Annotated in this window: 17 protein-coding genes; 9 read left to right on the forward strand and 8 right to left on the reverse strand. The window is 44.2% G+C overall.

Annotation, left to right across the window (positions count from 1 at the left end):
- The first annotated feature begins 31 nt into the window (after nt 1-31).
- The gene (gene nspC / locus APB76_RS00225) at nt 32-1171 is read left to right on the forward strand and encodes a carboxynorspermidine decarboxylase (RefSeq protein WP_054963004.1); all 1140 of its coding nucleotides are present in this window, start codon (nt 32-34) and stop codon (nt 1169-1171) included.
- A gap of 50 nt (nt 1172-1221) precedes the next feature.
- On the opposite strand, the gene APB76_RS00230 is transcribed toward nspC, so the two are convergent.
- Both APB76_RS00230 and APB76_RS00235 read right to left on the reverse strand, forming a co-directional pair.
- Entirely contained in the window at nt 1222-1734 is a 513-nt protein-coding gene (locus APB76_RS00230) for a glycine cleavage system protein R (RefSeq protein ID WP_054963005.1), read from the reverse strand.
- 212 nt (nt 1735-1946) lie between these two features.
- Nucleotides 1947-2843 carry a DUF3943 domain-containing protein gene (locus APB76_RS00235; protein ID WP_049845177.1) on the reverse strand — a complete coding sequence of 299 codons (897 nt, stop codon included), beginning with the start codon at nt 2841-2843 and terminating at the stop codon, nt 1947-1949.
- A gap of 177 nt (nt 2844-3020) precedes the next feature.
- Between APB76_RS00235 and APB76_RS00240 the strand changes: the two genes are divergently transcribed.
- On the forward strand, nt 3021-4262 hold the full coding sequence (locus APB76_RS00240; protein ID WP_054963006.1) for a CinA family nicotinamide mononucleotide deamidase-related protein: 1242 nt from the start codon (nt 3021-3023) through the stop codon (nt 4260-4262).
- A 244-nt stretch (nt 4263-4506) separates the two neighbouring features.
- Nucleotides 4507-4758 carry a hypothetical protein gene (locus tag APB76_RS00245; protein ID WP_049845179.1) on the forward strand — a complete coding sequence of 84 codons (252 nt, stop codon included), beginning with the start codon at nt 4507-4509 and terminating at the stop codon, nt 4756-4758.
- 42 nt (nt 4759-4800) lie between these two features.
- Here the strand turns inward: APB76_RS00245 and yfaE are convergent, their stop codons facing one another.
- From yfaE to ubiG, 4 genes are all read right to left on the reverse strand, one after another.
- Complete coding sequence (gene yfaE, locus APB76_RS00250; RefSeq protein WP_049845180.1) at nt 4801-5079, reverse strand: class I ribonucleotide reductase maintenance protein YfaE; 279 nt, start codon at nt 5077-5079, stop codon at nt 4801-4803.
- 24 nt (nt 5080-5103) lie between these two features.
- Nucleotides 5104-6237 (reverse strand): class Ia ribonucleoside-diphosphate reductase subunit beta, encoded by a 1134-nt coding sequence (gene nrdB / locus APB76_RS00255; RefSeq protein WP_054963007.1) that lies wholly within the window; start codon nt 6235-6237, stop codon nt 5104-5106.
- 84 nt (nt 6238-6321) lie between these two features.
- Complete coding sequence (nrdA, locus tag APB76_RS00260) at nt 6322-8604, reverse strand: class 1a ribonucleoside-diphosphate reductase subunit alpha (protein ID WP_054963008.1); 2283 nt, start codon at nt 8602-8604, stop codon at nt 6322-6324.
- A 468-nt stretch (nt 8605-9072) separates the two neighbouring features.
- The gene (gene ubiG / locus APB76_RS00265) at nt 9073-9780 is read right to left on the reverse strand and encodes a bifunctional 2-polyprenyl-6-hydroxyphenol methylase/3-demethylubiquinol 3-O-methyltransferase UbiG (protein ID WP_054963009.1); all 708 of its coding nucleotides are present in this window, start codon (nt 9778-9780) and stop codon (nt 9073-9075) included.
- A gap of 285 nt (nt 9781-10065) precedes the next feature.
- On the opposite strand from ubiG, the gene gyrA reads away from it, so the two are divergent.
- From gyrA to APB76_RS00290, 5 genes are all read left to right on the forward strand, one after another.
- Nucleotides 10066-12693 carry a DNA topoisomerase (ATP-hydrolyzing) subunit A gene (gene gyrA / locus APB76_RS00270; RefSeq protein ID WP_054963010.1) on the forward strand — a complete coding sequence of 876 codons (2628 nt, stop codon included), beginning with the start codon at nt 10066-10068 and terminating at the stop codon, nt 12691-12693.
- Between the two features lie 201 nt (nt 12694-12894).
- Entirely contained in the window at nt 12895-13182 is a 288-nt protein-coding gene (locus APB76_RS00275) for a hypothetical protein (RefSeq protein WP_054963011.1), read from the forward strand.
- A 128-nt stretch (nt 13183-13310) separates the two neighbouring features.
- Nucleotides 13311-15194 (forward strand): methyl-accepting chemotaxis protein, encoded by a 1884-nt coding sequence (locus APB76_RS00280; protein WP_049845186.1) that lies wholly within the window; start codon nt 13311-13313, stop codon nt 15192-15194.
- Nucleotides 15195-15333: 139 nt separating this feature from the next.
- Complete coding sequence (locus APB76_RS00285) at nt 15334-16875, forward strand: YjjI family glycine radical enzyme (RefSeq protein WP_054963012.1); 1542 nt, start codon at nt 15334-15336, stop codon at nt 16873-16875.
- Nucleotides 16876-16887: 12 nt separating this feature from the next.
- Nucleotides 16888-17754, forward strand: a complete 867-nt coding sequence (locus APB76_RS00290) for a YjjW family glycine radical enzyme activase (RefSeq protein WP_054963013.1) — start codon at nt 16888-16890, stop codon at nt 17752-17754.
- On the opposite strand, the gene APB76_RS00295 is transcribed toward APB76_RS00290, so the two are convergent.
- The gene (locus tag APB76_RS00295) at nt 17751-18665 is read right to left on the reverse strand and encodes a LysR family transcriptional regulator (protein ID WP_054963014.1); all 915 of its coding nucleotides are present in this window, start codon (nt 18663-18665) and stop codon (nt 17751-17753) included. The genes APB76_RS00290 and APB76_RS00295 overlap by 4 nt on opposite strands.
- A gap of 130 nt (nt 18666-18795) precedes the next feature.
- Here APB76_RS00295 and APB76_RS00300 point away from each other — a divergent pair, with 130 nt between their 5' ends.
- Nucleotides 18796-19332, forward strand: a complete 537-nt coding sequence (locus APB76_RS00300) for an EF-hand domain-containing protein (protein WP_054963015.1) — start codon at nt 18796-18798, stop codon at nt 19330-19332.
- Between the two features lie 219 nt (nt 19333-19551).
- Here APB76_RS00300 and APB76_RS00305 read toward each other — a convergent pair whose 3' ends face one another.
- Nucleotides 19552-20655 carry a phosphoribosylaminoimidazolesuccinocarboxamide synthase gene (locus APB76_RS00305; protein WP_054963016.1) on the reverse strand — a complete coding sequence of 368 codons (1104 nt, stop codon included), beginning with the start codon at nt 20653-20655 and terminating at the stop codon, nt 19552-19554.
- Nucleotides 20656-20805 lie beyond the last annotated feature (150 nt).

The raw sequence follows: 20805 nt of genomic DNA on the forward strand, positions 1-20805 counted from the left end.
TTTATCATTAGATTCTGCTTGAGTGCATAAGATGACATTTCAGAAAGAACAACTCAAAACCCCTTACTTTATGATCAACGAAGATAAGTTGATTGAAAATCTGGAGAAAGCAAAACAGCTTAAAGAAATCTCCGGCGTGAAACTGGTATTGGCACTCAAGTGTTTCTCTACGTGGGGCGTGTTTGACATTATCAAGCCTTACTTGGATGGCACCACAAGCTCTGGTCCTTTTGAGGTAAAGCTTGGTCATGAAACGTTTGGTGGCGAAACACACGCGTACAGTGTTGGTTACAGTGAAGATGACGTACGTGAGGTGGCTGATATCTGTGACAAGATGATCTTCAACTCACAGTCTCAACTGGCTGCTTATCGTCATATTGTTGAGGGTAAAGCGTCGCTTGGGCTACGCTTGAACCCTGGTGTCAGTTATGCGGGTCAAGATCTGGCAAACCCAGCTCGTCAGTTCTCTCGTTTAGGCGTACAGGTTGACCACATAAAACCAGAAGTATTTGAAGATATTGATGGCGTAATGTTTCATATGAACTGTGAAAACAAAGATGTGGACGCGTTTATTGGGTTATTGAATTCTATTTCTGAACAGTTTGGCGACTACTTGGACAAGCTCGATTGGGTTAGTATGGGGGGCGGAGTATTCTTCACCTGGCCTGGCTACGATATTGAGAAACTGGGTGTGGCGCTGAAAGCGTTTTCGGTCAAACACGGCGTTCAACTGTACTTGGAGCCGGGAGAGGCGATCATTACCAAGACCACTGACCTTGTTGTGACCGTGGTTGATATCGTCGAAAACGTAAAGAAAACAGCGATTGTTGACTCTGCGACAGAAGCGCACCGTTTAGATACCTTAATTTATGATGAGCCAGCGTCAATTCTTGAGGCATCGAATAATGGTGAGCACGAATACGTTATAGGCTCCTGCTCTTGCTTAGCGGGTGACCAGTTCTGTGTCGCTAAGTTCGACCAACCGCTCGAAATTGGCCAACGTTTACACATTATGGATAGCGCAGGTTATACCATGGTTAAGCTTAACTGGTTTAATGGTCTACGTATGCCGTCGGTCTTTTGTGAGAGAACCTCAGGAGAGGTTCAAAAGCTAAATGAATTTGACTATTCAGACTTCAAACGTTCACTGTCTCAGTGGTCCGTGAAGTAGTAGGTGAGAAAAGAGAGCGATTGGTCGCTCTCTTTTTATTTGGGTTGGTGCTAGCTTTCAACCATTACCCGAGTGTCTTCACTAAGAGATTCAAGCTCATTGGCGACATCGTTGATATTGATTTGCGTTGGTAATCGAATCGATAGATTTGCTGTAAATAAGCTTGAACTTACACCGCCACCACCTGCAATGAACACACGTTGGCAGTCCATATCCAAAATACTGATTCCTTGCCCGTCTAATACATGGGTGATTTCATTGACAATCCCAGCACGATCGTTGGAGTCGAGTCTGAGTTGGTAAATTGCATCAACATCGTGAGCATGCTGATTTGATTCTGACAATTGCACCAACAAATCAGGGTGAGATGTAAATGCGTCTTTTACGAGTTGTTCATTAACACTCGGCAACTCAATTTTTATTACCGCAGCGACCTGATCTTCAATGAAGTTAACTTTACTAATAAGCCACTTTCCCCCATTTTCATGAGTGATTGCAGCAAGCTGCTTGATAGTCGCAGGTGTCGCTTTACCAACAAAATTGACAATAAATGTGCTGTTCATATTGGGCCTCCTAACACTAAGTAAGGCATGCTCTTTCAATCTCTAAAGCGACGAAAGACTAATTCAGTGCCTAATTTCATTTTAGGATGAAGCGGTAGGTTAGGTTTGACCTGAGTCAAGTTTTCCCCCTAAATCGTTGTCACTGTTACTGATCTTTTACAACGAGCACAAAAAAAGCGATGTAAGACATCGCTTTTACAAAAAGATTAGATTTAGAACGTTACTTTCATTTCTACGCCATAAAATACATCGTCGTAGCTTGCTCCTGCATCCAGAGCGAATTTGGCTGCGTCTTGATTACCAAACCAAGGTTTACTGCTGTACTGAAACTCTGCACTGCCACCCCAAGCACCACTCACCCAGCCATGAATATGACCAACAGGGTTAAGGAAGAACAATGAAACATCACCAACGGTTTCTGAGCCGAGCACTTCACCACCAGAGGCGACGATATCCTGTTCAGCTTCAAACATCATTTCGCCCACAACGGCACCAAAAAAAGGAGTTATAAAAATATCTTGCCATGAAGGTACTTCGGCAAACGCTTCGACGCCGTATTCCCAGAAGAATGTCGACATAGTGGCAGAGTAGAGGAACGATTCAAACTCATTGAACCCAGCATGTCTGGCTGCAGTGTAATATACGCCGCCGAAATAGGGGTGCATGATGTAGTTGAGAAAGTGTTCATCGCGATCCCAAGTGGGACCAGAAGTGACATTATCTTTCCACTTTGAGCCTAAACCGCTTATATCGCGGTCTTCCTCGTCCCACTTAGTGATTGATTCAGGTAGAAGTGTCATCAGGCCGACTGTCGCGACACTTAGGCCTAATATGGTATAGGTTTGCCCCATAAGGTAATCCCAATCTTTACCGTCTGATACTGTCAGATACTTGGGCAGGCCTGGGCCATCTAGTTTTAGGTCGTTTTCTGTCAAACTGAGCGAAAATGGATCGGATTGCTGATATTGATAAGAGTGATAGAAAAACGTGTCTGATTCAGCTTGATCTACTGCGTATGAGAACTCAATATGTTGGTTAGAATCATAGACATTGGCACTCGCGTGGGCAGAGGCTGATAATACTAAAGCGGTAATGCTTTTTTTTAACACGGAGTACTCCATCGTTGTTATTTTAATGATCACGGTCACAAGTATCCGACAAAGTTGGCAGATTAGGAACCAATAATTGTCTTAAATAAGAAACTTAGTTCTTTTTTGGCCTAATACCATAATAAATATCAGTTAAACTCTTAAAATATGTGACATTTTCCCACTAAGGATAAAATAATGTTGAAAATCGCAATGCTGAGCACTGGGGAAGAAGTCCTCCATGGAGACATCGTCGATACGAATGCTGCGTGGTTATCTCAAAGATTTTTTGAACATGGCTTCAGTGTCACCAAACGCTCTACCGTTGGGGACGAAATGTCTGCATTGGTAGAGGAACTCATGATGCTGAGCTTCAATTGTGATGTGGTTGTTGTAAATGGGGGATTGGGCCCTACGAGCGATGATTTAAGTGCGCAGGCTGCGGCTGTTGCTGGGGAGACAGAGCTAGAGCTATACCCAGAATGGTTAGAAAAGCTAGAGCATTTCTTTGCTACACGTGGTCTGGCGATGCCGGAGAGTAATCACAAGCAAGCCATGTTGCCAAAAGGTTCAGTTCTACTCGATAACCCGATCGGAACTGCGTGTGGGTTTAAAGTTCGCTTTAATAGTTGTGACTTCTACTTCACTCCAGGTGTGCCTAGTGAGTTTAAAATGATGGTAGAACAGCAAATTCTACCTGATATGAAAAACATACACACCAATGTTTTAGGGCAGGAGTGCAGTAAGCTCTATACTTTTGGAACCTCAGAATCTGCTTTGTCTGACAAACTTGATAAGGTCCACCTTCCTGATGGATATACCTTAGGCTACCGTTCTTATCTTCCCTACATTGAAGTAAAGCTATTCGGGCCTAGAAATGACCTAGATAACAGAGTTAAGTTGCTTCAAATCATCTTCAGCCTTATTGAAAGTAACGTGGTCAGTGTGGATGAGTCAATGCAAGACCACGTCGCGTACCTAATCCAAGAGCGTAAGCAATCTATAGCGACTGCAGAGCAATCTACTTATGGTGCTTTATCTCACTGGCTACAATCCAAAGAAGCGGCGGCACAATATTGTGGGCATGGTTGGGTGCTTGGCGAGCGTGTCACTGTAGGTGATGAAAGTGATGATCCCCTTGCAGCGTCATTTGCATTAGCGGGTGCGACTAAGGAAAAATGTGCAACGGACATCGCCATTGTAACCGGAAAAGTCGCAGACAAAACGTTTTCAGTGGCACTTGCGACATCTGAAGGTGAGTGGGGACAGACATTGACTTTCAACCGCCGTTATACTCGTGAAGAACGGACTTTGGTGATTACGACTGTTGCAGCAGATATGCTTCGTCGGTACCTCAATGGCAAACCCATGTTTGTTCAATACAGTTCACTTACTAGTAACAAAGAGATGTTCGTTCCTCGAAGCATGTTGCAAGCATAAATATTCAACTAGGCGAGAGAGCCAGTTTTGTCAAATTGGCTCAGTCTGCTATTCCGTATTAAGTGAATGAAACTGTTTCTTATTACTCATTTGTGCGCATATTATTTTTATATGCCAAATTCGAATATAGCTTAACTGGATGATTTTCAATAGAACAGGAAATTGTCTTAGATTTGAAACGTGCAATCGGCAAAATAACCTATAGAATGACAATTCGGGAATTAAATTGCTCAAGGAGGTTAGCATGTTTACTCAGTCAAAGATCCTCGTTTGGTATCAAGTGGCGAGCCAAAAAGTCTTTCTAGGTGAAGTACTTAACGGAAAACATCAAGATGTTATCTCTTTGTGGTTACAAGCGCCAGAAGATAAGCCAAGCGGTGACTGTTTAGGCTACCGATTATCGTTGTTTGATGATGATGGAAGGGAGATCGCAGATAAGCCCGTTTCAATGCTGACTGCAGATGAATTTTTGTCAGGTGTTCGAGTTCAAATATAAAAATAGCCAGCGTAATGCTGGCCATTTTTATGTTCTGCATACTTATGCGCGTTTTTCTTTAAGCGAGTAATTGACACCTTCTACTTCGATGTCTGTTTTCGCTTTACAGATGCATGGTAAGATTTCTTTATCTTGCGTGTATGCCATCGCAAAACCAACGTATTCAACTTCACCAGAAATAAGCTTGCATCGACAAGCGCCACAGTGGCCATCTCTACAGTTATATTCTGGCTCTAGACCCGCGTTCTCCATTGTTTCTAGAATGGTATTTGACGGATGTGACTGAATAGCCGTGACTGCGTTGATTTTAATATTTGGCATAAAGATCTATCAATCCTTTGCGGTTTAAAGCTCGAAATCTTTAAAGTCGTCTGCACGAACATCACTATCGATCTGACCAACCAGGTAAGATGATATTTCTGCTTCTTGTGGCGCAACCTGAACGTTATCTGAAGACAACCATGCGTTAATCCAAGGAATTGGGTTAGATGTTGCTTCTGGGTAAGCGACGTCTAGGCCCACGGCCTGCATACGGATGTTAGTGATGTACTCAACGTATTGGCATAGAATGTCTTTGTTTAGGCCGATCATCGAACCATCTTTGAATAGGTATTCTGCCCACTCTTTTTCTTGCTCAGCAGCGTCTTTGAACAGGTCAAAGCATTCTTGCTTACACTCTTCCGCAATTTGCATGAATGAGAAGTCATCTTGACCGTTGCGCAGCAAATTAATCATGTGCTGAGTCCCGGTTAGGTGAAGAGCTTCGTCACGAGCGATGAGCTTGATGATTTTAGCGTTACCTTCCATAAGCTCACGCTCTGCGAATGCAAATGAACACGCGAAACTAACATAGAAACGAATTGCCTCGAGTGCGTTAACCGACATTAAGCACACGTAGAGTTTTTTCTTAAGCTCGTGAAGAGTAATCTTCACTTCTTCGCCATTGATTGTATGGTTACCTTCGCCGTAGCGATGGTAATCATTGGTCATTTGGATCAACTCATCGTAGTAGCGCGAAATATCTTCTGCACGTTTCAGGATGTGTTCGTTTTCGACAATGTCGTCAAACACTAGGCCAGGATCATTCACAATGTTACGGATGATGTGCGTGTAAGAACGCGAGTGAATGGTTTCAGAGAAAGACCAAGTTTCAATCCAAGTTTCTACCTCAGGCAGTGATACCAAAGGCAGTAGGGCAACGTTTGGGCTGCGTCCTTGGATAGAGTCTAGCAATGTTTGGTATTTAAGGTTAGAGATGAAAATGTGCTTCTCATGCTCTGGCAGTTTGTTGTAATCGATACGGTCGCTTGATACGTCGACTTCTTCTGGGCGCCAGAAGAAAGACAGTTGCTTCTCAATGAGCTTTTCGAAGATCTCGAATTTTTGTTGATCGTAACGAGCAACATTGACTGACTGACCCAAGAACATAGGTTCTTTTAGCTGGTCATTTTTGTTTTGGTTAAAAGTACTGTAAGCCATGGTGCCTCAATTCCTTTTAAGCCCCTCTGCGAGAGGGGCGAATTATTTGTTAAGCCTTGATAACCCTTTGGTAAGGATTATGGTTTAAATCTTACAACCGCCGCCTGCGCAGTCATCGTCTTGTGGTTGCACTGCGTCTTTCTGATCGTCGCTCGCGCCATCACGTGTGTTGTGATAGTAGAGTGTTTTTACACCAAACTTATACGCTGTAAGCAGATCTTGAAGCAGTTTCTTCATTGGCACTTTGCCACTTTCAAAACGCGTTGGGTCGTAGTTAGTATTCGCTGAAATTGCTTGGTCAACAAACTTCTGCATAATACCTACTAGGTGTAGGTATCCATCGTTTGAGCCGATATTCCACAGCAGTTCGTAGTTGTCTTTGTACTCTAGGAAATCAGGTACAACCTGCTTCAAGATGCCATCTTTCGACGCTTTTACTGAAACATAACCCCGAGGTGGCTCAATACCGTTTGTCGCGTTAGAGATCTGAGATGACGTCTCAGAAGGCATTAGCGCTGTTAGGGTCGAGTTACGTAGGCCATGTGTCATGATCTCTTGGCGTAAACCATCCCAATCGTAATGAAGCTTTTCGTCACAAACTAGATCTATATCTTTCTTGTACGTGTCGATTGGCATTAGGCCTTTAGCGTAGTTTGTTTCTTCGAATAAAGGACACTTACCTTGCTCTTTCGCTAGCGCAACCGAAGCCTTGAGCAAATAGTATTGCATTGCTTCAAATGTACGGTGTGTTAGGCCATTTGCGCTACCGTCGGAGTACTTAACACCGTTTTTCGCAAGGTAGTAAGCGTAGTTTATAACACCAACACCTAGAGTACGGCGATTCATCGTTGACTTGTATGCTGCTGGTAGCGGGTAGTCCTGGTAATCCAATAGTGCGTCTAGAGCGCGAACAACAAGATCAGAAAGCTCTTCGAAATCATCTAAAGAGTTAATTGCACCAAGGTTGAATGCTGATAGCGTACACAGTGCAATTTCACCAGAATCATCTTCTACGTTCTTTAGCGGCTTAGTCGGCAGCGCAATTTCCAAACATAGGTTAGATTGACGAACAGGTGCCACTTCTGAATCGAATGGGCTGTGTGTATTACAGTGGTCAACGTTTTGGATGTAGATACGACCCGTAGAAGCGCGCTCCTGCATCAAGATAGAGAACATCTCGATAGCTTTAACCGATTCTTTCTTTACTGAAGGATCGTTCTCATACTGAACGTATAGACGCTCGAATTCATCTTGGTTTTCGAAGAACGCATCGTACAGACCAGGTACGTCAGATGGTGAGAACAGAGTAATGTTGCCACCTTCTACCAAGCGCTGGTACATGAGGCGGTTTAGTTGAACACCGTAATCCATATGACGAACACGGTTCTCTTCAACACCACGGTTGTTCTTGAGAACCATCAAAGCTTGAGATTCACCGTGCCATAATGGGTAGAAAACAGTTGCAGCACCGCCGCGGACACCACCTTGTGAACAACATTTTACTGCCGTCTGGAAGTATTTGTAGAAAGGAATACAACCTGTGTGGAACGCTTCACCACCACGAATCTCTGAACCTAGAGCGCGGATACGACCTGCGTTGATACCAATGCCAGCTCGCTGAGAAACGTAACGAACAATAGAGCTTGCCGTTGCGTTGATAGAATCTAGGCTATCGCCACATTCGATCAGGACACACGAGCTGAATTGGCGAGTAGGGGTACGTACACCCGACATGATCGGAGTAGGCAAAGAAATTTTAAATGTCGATGTCGCATCGTAGAAGCGTTTGATGTAATCAAGACGCGTCTCTTTCGGGTATTTCGCGAACAGACACGCAGCAACTAGGATATAAAGGAACTGCGCACTTTCGTAGATTTCACCGGATACACGGTTTTGAACAAAGTACTTACCTTCAAGCTGCTTAACGGCCGCATAAGAGAAGTTTAGGTCGCGCTTGTGGTCGATATATGCATCGAGCTCATCAAGTTCTGCTTTGGTGTAGTCTTCCAGAATGTGCTGGTCGTACTTACCCATATCAACTAGGTGAGCAACGTGATCGTATAATGCTGGTGGCTCATACTGGTCATACGCTTTCTTGCGCAGATGGAATACAGCCAAACGTGCCGCTAGGTATTGATAATCAGGCGTCTCTTCAGAGATCAGATCCGCTGCAGATTTGATAATTGTCTCGTGGATATCAGAGGTAGTGATACCGTCATAGAACTGAATGTGAGCGCGCAGTTCTACTTGAGATACAGAGACGTTATCTAGACCTTCGGCAGCCCAGGTGATAACGCGGTGGATCTTCTCGAGATCGATACTTTCTTTGCGTCCGTCACGCTTAGTAACGGTAAGTTGTTGGTTCATTCTGCTTCATTTCCCTAACAAAACTGATAAAAGCCGTATTTTTGTGTAATTCTTGTAAAAATCGTTCCGGCTTTGTGATCAAAGTCTATCTATATATTGTAGTACAAACACAACATATAGGGGTGCACCAAGGTGCGAGTTACAAGATAGTGCTATCCATGCGTCTTTTCAAGTTGCAGATCTTGGATGACTTGTGGATAACTAACAAAATTAAAAAAAACAGTAAGTGACTACTAACCGATGAAGTTAGAGTAGATAAGATTGTAATTAATTACCGTTTTTAGATCGGTTTAGAAGTAACCATAAACAAAAAAAAATTCCTTGATCTTTGGTCAAAGTTGTCTTCGATTTTTGCGTTGATTATTTTGGAATCAAACCGACAAAAATTGCTTCAATTGGCACTAAAAAAGGCGATGAGCTTGTGCTATCGCCTTATTCGTAACCACTACATCTAGTATGTGATAAATGTTAAAATTTCTGGGTGTGGACAATGTAATTTACATCTACCTTTCGACCTAGCTTATAGGTATCGGTGAGAGGGTTGTAATGAAGACCAGTAATTCCTGTCTCGGTTAAGTTTGTTTGATCAACCATCTTGATCAGCTCAGCAGGGCGGATGAACTTATCGTGATCATGAGTGCCTTCAGGGACAATCTTCAACAGCTTTTCTGCGCCGACAATCGCGAATAGATAAGACTTAAGGTTGCGGTTAAGTGTTGAAAAGAAGACGTGACCACCTGGCTTAACGAGAGCGGCACAAGCGCGAATGACAGACAGTGGATCAGGGACATGCTCTAGCATCTCCATACAGGTCACGACATCATATTTGCCTTGGTTTTCTACAGCATGGTCTTCGATAGTACTTTGAATGTAGGTCAGTTTGGTACCAGTCTCTAGAGCGTGTAGCCTAGCAACCTCTAAAGGCTCTTTACCCATATCCAATCCAGTGACTACAGCGCCTTCTTTGGCCATGCTTTCAGCTAAGATGCCACCACCACAGCCTACGTCTAGGACAGTTTTACCAAAAAGACCGTCACAATTATCTAAAACATAATTAAGGCGTAATGGGTTGATTTGGTGTAAAGGCTTAAATTCGCCTTCTAAATCCCACCAACGTGAGGCCATATCCTCAAACTTCTTAATTTCATTTGGATCGACATTTTGTGATTGGGTCATAACTACTCTATTAAATTAACCGCGTCCTAGAATGAAAGGCATTATACCCGTTAAGTTCGTACACTCCATAGACGGGATCACTTTTCTCTATAGGTGAGTAAAATATAACCATTAATCAGCAAGATATCAGAAGAGTGTGCAATTTCTCAGCGTTTGATTCACAACCAAGCTCACAACCTGATAAAAGGAGAGGGAAAGTAATGCCGAACCACTGAAATGTATGTTATATTTTTGCACCTTAAGCGTATTGTACATACGATCTATAAATAGAGGGATAATGGCTCTATGAGCGATCTAGCGAAAGAGATCACGCCCGTAAACATTGAAGATGAGCTTCGAGGTTCATACCTAGACTACGCGATGTCAGTCATCGTGGGTCGTGCTCTTCCAGATGTGCGTGATGGCCTAAAGCCTGTACACCGCCGCGTTTTATTCGCGATGAATGTACTAGGTAATGATTGGAATAAACCATATAAAAAATCTGCCCGTGTTGTTGGCGACGTAATCGGTAAATATCACCCACATGGTGATAGCGCTGTGTACGATACTATCGTACGTATGGCTCAGCCGTTTTCGCTTCGTTACATGCTGGTCGACGGTCAAGGTAACTTCGGTTCGATCGATGGTGACTCAGCGGCAGCAATGCGTTACACCGAAGTTCGCATGGCAAAAATTGCCCACGAACTTTTGGCTGACCTAGATAAAGAAACTGTAGACTACGTGCCTAACTATGATGGCACTGAGCAGATCCCTGCAGTTCTACCAACTAAAATTCCTAACCTATTGGTGAACGGTGCTTCTGGTATCGCAGTAGGTATGGCAACCAACATTCCTCCGCATAACTTGACTGAGGTAATTGATGGCTGTCTTGCATACATCAATGATGAAGAGATCACTATTGATGAACTAATGGACTACATTCCTGGTCCAGACTTCCCAACAGCAGCGCTAATCAGCGGCCGTAAAGGCATCGTCGATGCTTACAAGACTGGCCGTGGTAAGATCTACATGCGTTCGAAAGCGGATGTGGAAGCAGACAAGAATGGTAAAGAGACCATTATTGTTACCGAAATCCCTTATCAAGTTAACAAAGCACGCTTGATCGAAAAGATCGCAGAGCTAGTTAAAGATAAGAAAGTTGAAGGTATCAGTGCGCTGCGCGATGAGTCTGATAAAGACGGTATGCGTATTGTTATTGAATGTAAGCGTGATGCAGTGGGCGAAGTGGTTCTAAACAACCTATACGCACAAACTCAACTGCAAACGACTTTCGGTATCAACATGGTTGCGCTAAATAATGGCCAGCCTCAGCTATTCAACCTGAAAGATATGTTGAAGTGCTTCGTTGATCACCGCCGTGAAGTGGTAACTCGCCGTACTATTTTCGAACTTAAAAAAGCGCGTGATCGTGCCCATATCCTTGAAGCCCTTGCCCTTGCATTAGCGAATATCGATGAAATCATCGAATTGATTCGTAACGCAGCAACGCCAGCAGAAGCAAAAGCGGGCTTAGTGGCTCGTGGTTGGGACCTTGGCAACGTAGCAGCTATGCTTGAAAGTGCAGGTACCGATGCTGCTCGCCCTGATTGGTTGGAAGAGCAATATGGTATCCGTGACGGGCAGTACTACCTGACTGAAACACAAGCACAAGCAATTCTAGATCTACGTCTACACAAGCTGACTGGCCTTGAGCACGAGAAGATTCTAGACGAGTACAAAGCACTATTGGACGAAATCAAAGAGCTAATGCATATTCTTGCAAGCACTGAGCGTCTGATGGAAGTGATTCGTGAAGAGCTAGAAACTGTTCGTGATGCGTTCGGCGATGTTCGCCGCACAGAAATCACAGCAGCAAGCCACGACATTGACATGGAAGAGCTGATCGCTCGTGAAGATGTTGTTGTGACGCTATCTCACGAAGGTTACGTTAAGTACCAAATTCTAAGCGATTACGAAGCACAGCGTCGTGGTGGTAAAGGTAAGAGTGCAACGAAGATGAAAGAAGAGGATTACATCGAGCGCTTGCTTGTTGCGAATACTCACGACAACATCTTATGTTTCTCGACTCGCGGTAAGACTTATCGTCTGAAAGTTTACCAACTACCACTAGCAAGTCGTACTGCTCGTGGTAAGCCAATCGTCAATATTCTTCCTCTAGAAGAAGGTGAGCGTATTACTGCGATCTTACCGGTTTCCGAGTTCAGTGCTGAGAAGTTTATCTTCATGGCAACGGGTGACGGTACGGTTAAGAAGACTTCACTTGACCAATTCGCGAATGTTCGCGCAAATGGTCTAATTGCAGTTAACCTACGTGACGACGATTCGCTGATCGGTGTTGATATTACCGATGGTCAAAGCGATATCATGTTGTTCTCGAAAGCGGGTAAAGTGGTTCGCTTTGCAGAAGATAAAGTACGCGCAATGGGACGTACTGCGGCGGGTGTTCGTGGTATGAAACTTGCTGAAGATGATCAAGTTGTTTCTCTGATTGTTCCTGCAAATGAAGGTGACATTCTGACGGTAACGCAAAACGGTTACGGTAAGCGTACTGAGCTTGCAGAGTACCCAACTAAAGGTCGTGCGACTCAAGGCGTTGTGTCTATCAAGGTTTCTGAGCGCAATGGCCCTGTTGTAGGTGCGGTACAAGTAGAAGAAGGCGACGAGATGATGATGATCACCGACGCTGGTACTCTAGTACGAACTCGAGTTGCGGAAGTTAGCCAAGTTGGTCGTAACACGCAAGGTGTCACGTTGATCCGTACTGCTGAAGACGAAAATGTTGTCGGCCTCCAACGTATCGACGAAGTAGAAGAAGCAGAGCTAGTTGAAGGCGAAGATACTGCCGAAGGCGAGGCTACTCAAGCTACTGATTCCGTCGAAGCGCCAAGCGAAAACAACGACACTGAAGAGTAATTCAGTGAAATAAAAGAAAATGCCAGACCGTAGTGTCTGGCATTTTTTTATGTCTCAAAACGATGGAATAAACCTCTAATCAAGTTCTTTACGAGTGACTTCAAGTTATTAGAATAAACGATAATGTAAATAGATGATTCCTCAATATTAGACACCATTCAGCGTTAGATTAGAGCCTCTACTTCACGGAAAGAGGTGCTTGTGGGCTACGATACGCCAATGGCAATTTCAAACTATCTAGGTGTTTTTCTCGTTATTCTAATTACTTACCCATTTGTATTGGTTACGGTTAATATCGCGGTTTACTCTCCAAAGAAAAGAAAACGTGTCACTAAATGGTTAAATATCATATCTGCAACCGTTGCTTTGATTCTAATGGCTTTGCACATGCAAACCGAAGTTATCTACGGTAAAGAGTTGATCGAAAAATACTACCGAGATAATCCACAAGCAATGCAGACGCAACCAGAAAATTCGACGACTCTCTGACGCCATAAAAATATCGTGTTTACAATTAGTTATGTTGAGCCACGAACTTAAGAATATTGCGTGCATAGAAGCGTATTTGGCTATAAAATTCGCAACCTCTGTCTGTTCCACAACCAAAATAATTAATTATGAATATATCACTAAAACAAAAACTTATAGGTGCAAGCCTGATAGCAGTGGTGCTTATGGCAAGTGCTTTGACCTGGCTATCGGCTGATCAGCTTAAACAGCAAACTCAAAATGGCGTTTACGCTCGTGCAGAAAGTCTCGCGACGACGGCTTCGTCGGGGATTAAAGATTGGATCAATATTCGTAAAGATATCGCCTCTGCATTTAACGATTACAGTGGCGAAACTGATGTTGTCCCTTATTTGCAGCAAGCTCGAAAGGCGGGTGGCTTTGATGACATCTTTTTAGGTACACCTGAAGGGGGTATGTATCGTTCTCACCCGGAACGTAATCGTGCGGACTACGATCCTCGTGTACGTCCTTGGTACATCGATGCCAATGCTGCTGGTCGCCAAATCATCACGACTGCCTACCAAGACGCCATTACCAATGCTTTACTTGTGACTATAGCTGAACCTATTCGTCGTAATGGTGCGTTTGTGGGAGTCGTAGGTGCAGACGTACTCATTGACCAGCTTATCAATGATGTCATCAACTTGGATGCGGGTAAGAATGCCTACGCTATGCTAATTGATACACAAAATGGTACTTTCTTAGCGCACCCAGACAAGTCTCTATCTCTTAAGCCTGTTACTACGCTTTCAAAAGAGTTTACTCCTCGAGCAATCGAAGAGGCGGCCGATGCGGGTTCAATTAAGATGATCGAACGTAACGGGCAAGAGAAGTTCTACTTTTTCACTAAGGTCCCGGATACTCAATGGATTTTTGCTATTGAAATGGATCGTGCGACAGAAGAAGCTGCCCATAGTGAGCTTCTTCAAAGCCTAATCATTACTGCCGTTGTAATTACCTTGATTGTTATTGCTGTCGTTTCTTGGCTAGTTAGCTTCTTGTTCCAAGATTTGGTTCGTGTTTCTAACGCCCTAGAGGAGATTGCTTCAGGTGAAGGTGACCTTACTCAACGCCTTGAACCACGTAGTGATGATGAAGTGGGTCAACTAGCAACAAACTTCAACACGTTCGTTGGCAACATGCATACTATGGTGTCTAAACTTAGTGTGGTTTCAGCTTCGTTATCAGAGCAATCCAAGCAAACTGCGCAGCAAGCTGAAGAGCGTAGTGCTCGTATTCGTCTCCAGCAAGATGAAATCAACATGGTGGCGACCGCAATCAATGAGATGGCGGCAGCGACTCAAGAGATTGCAGGCAATGCAGACAACACTGCCCAGAACTCAACAGAAGCCGTTACTGCGTGTGTTCACGGTGGCGAGCAAGTTGTCCAAACTCAAACTTCTATCCAAAACCTAGCGACTGAAGTGCAGGTAGCGACTGAAGTCATCCAAGAGCTTGAAGTTCACGGCAACAGTATCAATACAATTCTTTCGACCATTCAGGGGATTGCTGAACAAACTAACCTACTTGCACTTAATGCAGCAATTGAAGCCGCACGAGCCGGTGAGCAAGGGCGAGGTTTTGCGGTTGTTGCTGACGAAGTTCGCGTACTAAGCCAACGCACTCATGCTTCGACTCAAGAAATTCAGCAGATGATTGAAATGCTTCAAGGTACGACGGGTAAAGCGGTAGGTATCATGGGTGATAGCCGTCAACTGGCAGATACCAGCGTATCAGATTCAGATGCAGCTGCTGTTAGCTTGACGCAAATCCAAACAGCAGTAGAGCGCATCAGCGATATGGCGACTCAAATTGCTTCAGCAGCAGAAGAGCAGGCATCCGTGACCTCTGAAATTACTCGTAACACAGTGGGCATTCGAGATGTGTCAAATGAACTGGCAGATGAAGCTCATGACGCGGCGTCACAAGCCGCTCAGCTATCCGAGCTGTCTCATGAGCTAGAGCAGGAAATTCAACGCTTTAAGCTATAAAGCAATACGTGATAACCCCGAGAAATCGGGGTTTTTTTATGTGTTTATTTCCAAATTGGAAAATAGACCTAAACATAATATCAATAGTGGACATTAATGGCATGGGTTAAAATCCATATAATTAATAAGGATTATAGCCATGTCTGAAACTCATAATGCATTCCAACAACGTGTAACCAATATCGTTACCGATGCCAAGCTCTCTCCAAAACAGAAGAATCAATTTTTAGCGCTCGAAGCAGAGGCAAGTCTGCCTTACATGAAGGTATCAAAGGATGTCGTTGATGCTATGGAGGCAGGCATTTTGTGTGACATGTTTGAAGGCCATGCACCGTTTAAACCACGTTATGTTTTGCCAGATTACGCAAAGTTCTTAAAGCGCGGCTCTGAGTATTTAGAGCTGGAAGCCGCTAAAGATTTTGATGATGCTATCAACTTGCTGACCATTCTCTACCATCATGTCCCATCGGTGACCAACATCCCCGTCTACTTAGGGCAATTAGATGATGTTCTACTGCCGTACGTTGGAAATCTCAGTGAAGAGGAGCTTTATACCAAGCTTAAACGATTCTGGATTATGCTAGATAGAACACTGCCAGATGCGTTTATGCATGTAAACATTGGTCCAACAGATAATATCATTTGCCGAACCATCCTACGAGTCGACTCAGAGTTAAAGCAAATCGCTCCGAACTTAACCTTTATGTACGAGGCGAACGTCACCCCAGATGACTTGCTCAGACAAGCGACGGCAAATATTTGCGAGTGCAGTAAGCCTCATATCGCCAATTACCCAATGCATGCGGCCGCTTATGGTGAAAAGAAATTCGGCATTGTTAGTTGTTACAATTCTCTGCCTCTTGCTGGTGGGTCGAATACCCTAGTGCGAATGAACCTAAAAGAAGTTGCATTGCGTTCAAAAGACAGAACAGATTTTCTAGATTATGTCTTGCCATCTTATAGTGAATTAATGATTGAGCTCATGGATGCGCGCAGCAGTCACCTGCACGAGAAATCGAACTTCTTCAAAGGCTTCTTAACAACAGAGGGCTTGGTTGAAGAGAATCGATTTGCACCGATGTATGGCATTTATGGTATGGCCGAAGCGGTCAATATCTTGCTTGATAAAGAAGGTATCAATGAAAAATACGGGCATAGTCATCAGGCAAATCGACTCGCACTCGCAATATCTGAAAAGCTCGCTCACCTCGTCGATAGTAGCCCAGTGAAATATGGCTTAGAGGGCAAGGCACTGCTTCATGCTCAGGGCGGGATCAGCTTGGATGAAGATGTGACACCTGGTGTTCGTATCCCTTATGGCACCGAGCCAGATCCTGTGTCTTATGTTCAAGCAACCGCTGAGCAGCACAAATATTACACCTCTGGCATCAGTGATATTTTGACCATAGATGAAACGGTGAAATCCAACCCCGAAGCTATGTTCAATTTGTGTAAAGGCGCTTTGAAGCAAGGTTTTAGGGAGTTTACCGCGAACGTTGCGTCTAATGATTTAGTCCGTGTTACGGGTTACATGATTAAGCTTTCTGATATCAATAAGTTTGCCGAGGAAGGCTCACGTAAAAACACTACTTTCTTGGGAGCTGAGGCGGCAAAGAACACTGGAATACTAGACCGTTCACCTCGCGTGGTAAGCATGGAAACAGAGCCAGTTTACAAGTAGTAGGGCACAGCAGTGAGTGAGAAGTCAGCGTTAGTTAGCCGCATTCTTAATTTCTCTTGTGTTGATGGGCCGGGCAATCGCCTGGTCATCTTTCTACAAGGGTGTAACTTCGATTGCTTAAATTGCCATAACCCACATACGATCAATCATTGTAATCACTGTGGTGATTGTGTTGACTCATGTCCTACACAAGCGTTAGCTATGACTGATAACAAAGTGGTTTGGGATGAAGGGCTTTGTACTCACTGCGATAAATGTATCGATATCTGTGGTCACAAATCGAGCCCCAAGATTAGGCGTTACAATGTCACTCAGATCTTGGAGGTCATCCGTAGCCAACACTTCTTTATATCCGGTATCACGGTTTCGGGTGGAGAGGCCACCCTTCAGCTCCCGTTTATCATAGCACTATTTAGTGCCATCAAAGCAGACCGAGAGCTAGGACACCTAACTTGTTTCATTGATAGTAACGGCTATTTACCTATTCACGCCTGGGAAAAAGTTATACCTGTTCTTGACGGTGTTATGCTCGATTTAAAATCATGGCAGAGCGAAACGCATCAATGGTTAACGAGAAGAGACAATCATAGAGTAATAGATTCGATTCGCTATCTAGCAAGCGCCAAAAAACTACATGAGCTTAGGCTGTTACATATTCCGGGTAAAAGCGATCTGGATAGTGAAATCGATGAGGTTGTTAAATTGATTCGCTCACTGCCGGCCGACGTGATAGTTCGGCTTAATGCGTTTCAGCATCATGGGGTGAGTGGGCAAGCACTAGAGTGGGCAAAATGTAGTGAAGTTGAGATGAATCGGTTTCACTCACTTATTGCAGATAGAATTGTCCAACCGATACTTACCCCTGCTATTTATACTTAGCCAGCGGTAGTCAATTGCTGGTGGAGCCAGTGTAGTGCAGGGTTGTTTAAGCTTGCTTGGTTCCACACTAAGCTATAGGCGACCTTGCCATACTCAAAAGGAAGAGGTTTAGAGACTAAGCCTTTTGCTTGCGCTGCATTTTCAGCCCACATTTTAGAGCAGGTCAGTAAGTGCTCTGAATGGTGACACATGATCGCGGCAGCGCCGAAATCCGCAACGGACATTGCCACTTTACGAGCGCCGTATTTTTGTGTCAGGTTTTGCTCGAAGTAGGGCTCAGCGAGATCTTTGTCCAGAATACCGATATGCTGATACGAGAGGTATCCGTGTATATCCAAATCGCTATTTGAGAGTGGATGCTGCTCTGACATCAAGCACACCATCTCATCTGAATGAATCTGCTTCCACATTAGCTCTCGGCTACGAGTCGGCGGTTGGCTAATATCATGCGGTAAGATCATAAAATCGACTTGCCCCCGCACTAATGCATCAAAACTTAACTGCTCTTTCGCATAAACATTGATAGCTCTCGCGTTGGCAAGCTGTTTTACGATGAGTGCGATTTTTGACGCGAACAGTTCAAAGGTACTTTCGCGCATAGAGAGAGAAATTGTTCCCTCAAATTCCGCTGGTTTGAAAGCACCTTGGTGCAAAATACCATTCATGCTCGACAATATTTTATGAACTTCAGAACCAATACTAAGCGCAAATGGCGTTGGAATTAATTGGCCTCCCTCACGGTAGAACAGCTCATCTTTAAGTTGATCCCGCAGCTGATTGAGAGTTTTACTCACACTTGACGGGGTAACGCATAGGACCTTGGCGGCATTGGTCACGCTATGAGTACTGAGAAGGACATGTAACACGGTAAGGTGTTTAAGGCTGATTCGAGAAAGGGCTGGGTAATCCATAGATAACGAGAGTTGATTACGGTCTGCTACTTATACCTTTTCGCCCTAACAATTGATAGAGGAAGAGATCAAATAAGCGACTTGGCCGAGTTTGGCTAAACTCTAATTGATAGAATGATTAGGAGTGGTTATGAGTCAGTTAATTAAGTTGATCGCGTTTATCATCGCAATAAGCTCTTTTCATGTTAATGCACAAGAGGAAGAGGAGAGTGAGGAGAGCAACAATAGTTCCAAAACGCCGCCAAGTGCCGAAGCGATGGACACCGATGGTGATGGGCTGGTATCGCGAGAGGAGTTTAATCAGTTCCGCTTTGGAGGTGATGATGGTGACGAGGAGGAAGAGGGCGATGAGTCTGTACAAAAAGGAGATGGACTCAGTGCGTTTGCCTCATTCGATAAAGATCGCGATGGTTTTGTTACTCAAGAAGAGCTAGAAGCGCATGCCAAATACTCGAATCCGGGTAATGGTACTGGTGAGTTGAAAACAAATAAACAATCACCAGACGCCCGCACAAACTCTTCGAGCTCGCGGAGCCAAGGAAAGGGTAATAGTAGCGAAAGCCGAGGCAATAGCGGTAATAGCAACAAAGGCGGAGGCGACAAAGGGGGCGGTAATCGCGGAGGTGGTAACAGCGGTGGGGGGAACAAAGGTGGTAAGAATAAATAGCGAAGCACAGAGCTAGTTTTTTCTCGCTCGTACAAAAGTGAAACCCTGGTATTCAGGAAGCAACCTCTACTAATGTATGTCAGACTCCTTTGAGTATATTCGCTGACCTACAGAGAAAATGCTGGTTTAATTATGCTCTGTTTTGAATTGCCAATTTGATAATTGCGGTGAAATCAAAAATGCCCTCAAAAGTGAAGGCATTCGATTCGGCAGGGGAGGTTAATCGATCAGGCCGTAATCGCGGCTAAGGATATCGATGATTTCCTGTTTTGGGTTATTGCTTAACTCAATCTTGCCACCTGTGATCTTCTCTGCGATGCCTAAGTAAGTTTTAGATATGTCCATTAGTGCCTCTAGCGGTAGTGCGTTATCACACGCTAATGCTGCACGCTCGTCCATGCGCTCTTTGTTAAGTAAGATATCTGGTTCAGGGAAGTGGTTAAGTAGGAACTGACGAAAGCCTTCTTTTGAATTTTCGACAATGTTACCCGTATCGTATTCTAGCTCGTCCCAAATGCGTGATGAATCTGGAGTACCAACCTCATCCATGTAGATAAGCTTCTCGTTACCCGCAGCATCATGCACATAACCAAACTCAAACTTAGTATCGACAAAGATTTGCTCAACTTGTGCGAGAGCGTTACTAATGACAACAAAGCCTTCGCGGAGTAACTTCTCGTACTGATCGATGTCTTCTGCCTTAGAAAAGTTAAATGCGGCGAAGTTATCTACGATGTTCTGACGCGTGATGTTGACGTCATCGGCTTCAGGCACGCCCGGAATACCTTTTAAAATGCCTTTCGTTGAAGGTGTCATCAGCAGCTCTGGTAGCGCTTTATCCTTTTCTAGTCCTTCTGGTAACTCAATACCACAGAACTCTCGTTCGCCTTTCTCATAAGAGCGCCACATTGAGCCAGTAATGTACTGGCGGCAGATCGCTTCGATCATAATTGGTTTCGCTTTTTGAACGATCCAAACGAAAGGGTGGGGAATATCAAGGATGTGGCTGTCAGCTAAGCCGTGGTCCTTAAAAAGCTTAAACCAATGATTTGAAATAGCATTGAGCGCTGCGCCTTTACCAGGAACCCCTTTAAGTCCGCCTTCGGCGTGCCAAATACAGTCGAATGCTGAGATACGATCACTTATAACCATAATGGCTAGCGGCGCGTCTGGGGCGACGTCATAACCTTTTTCTTGGATAAGACGCTTGCTGTCTTCTTCAGTGAGCCAGTAAACAGAGCGAACTTTTCCGCTGTGGACGGGTTTATCGGTGCGAATTGGAAGATCATCGTTAACAGCGAGAACTTGATCAGCGAGACTCATTTTGACATTCCTATACTTTAGCAAGGTGGTGAAATTATCTACGCAGATAATTTATTTGCTTCGCATAATACCAGAACTATTTTGTGCTGCCACAGAAAAAGCAAACGTTTGCTTTGATTTTTCTCTATATGGTGGAAAACAGCTCAATAG

It is taken from the genome of Vibrio bivalvicida, from assembly GCF_001399455.2.
Classification (GTDB): domain Bacteria; phylum Pseudomonadota; class Gammaproteobacteria; order Enterobacterales; family Vibrionaceae; genus Vibrio; species Vibrio bivalvicida.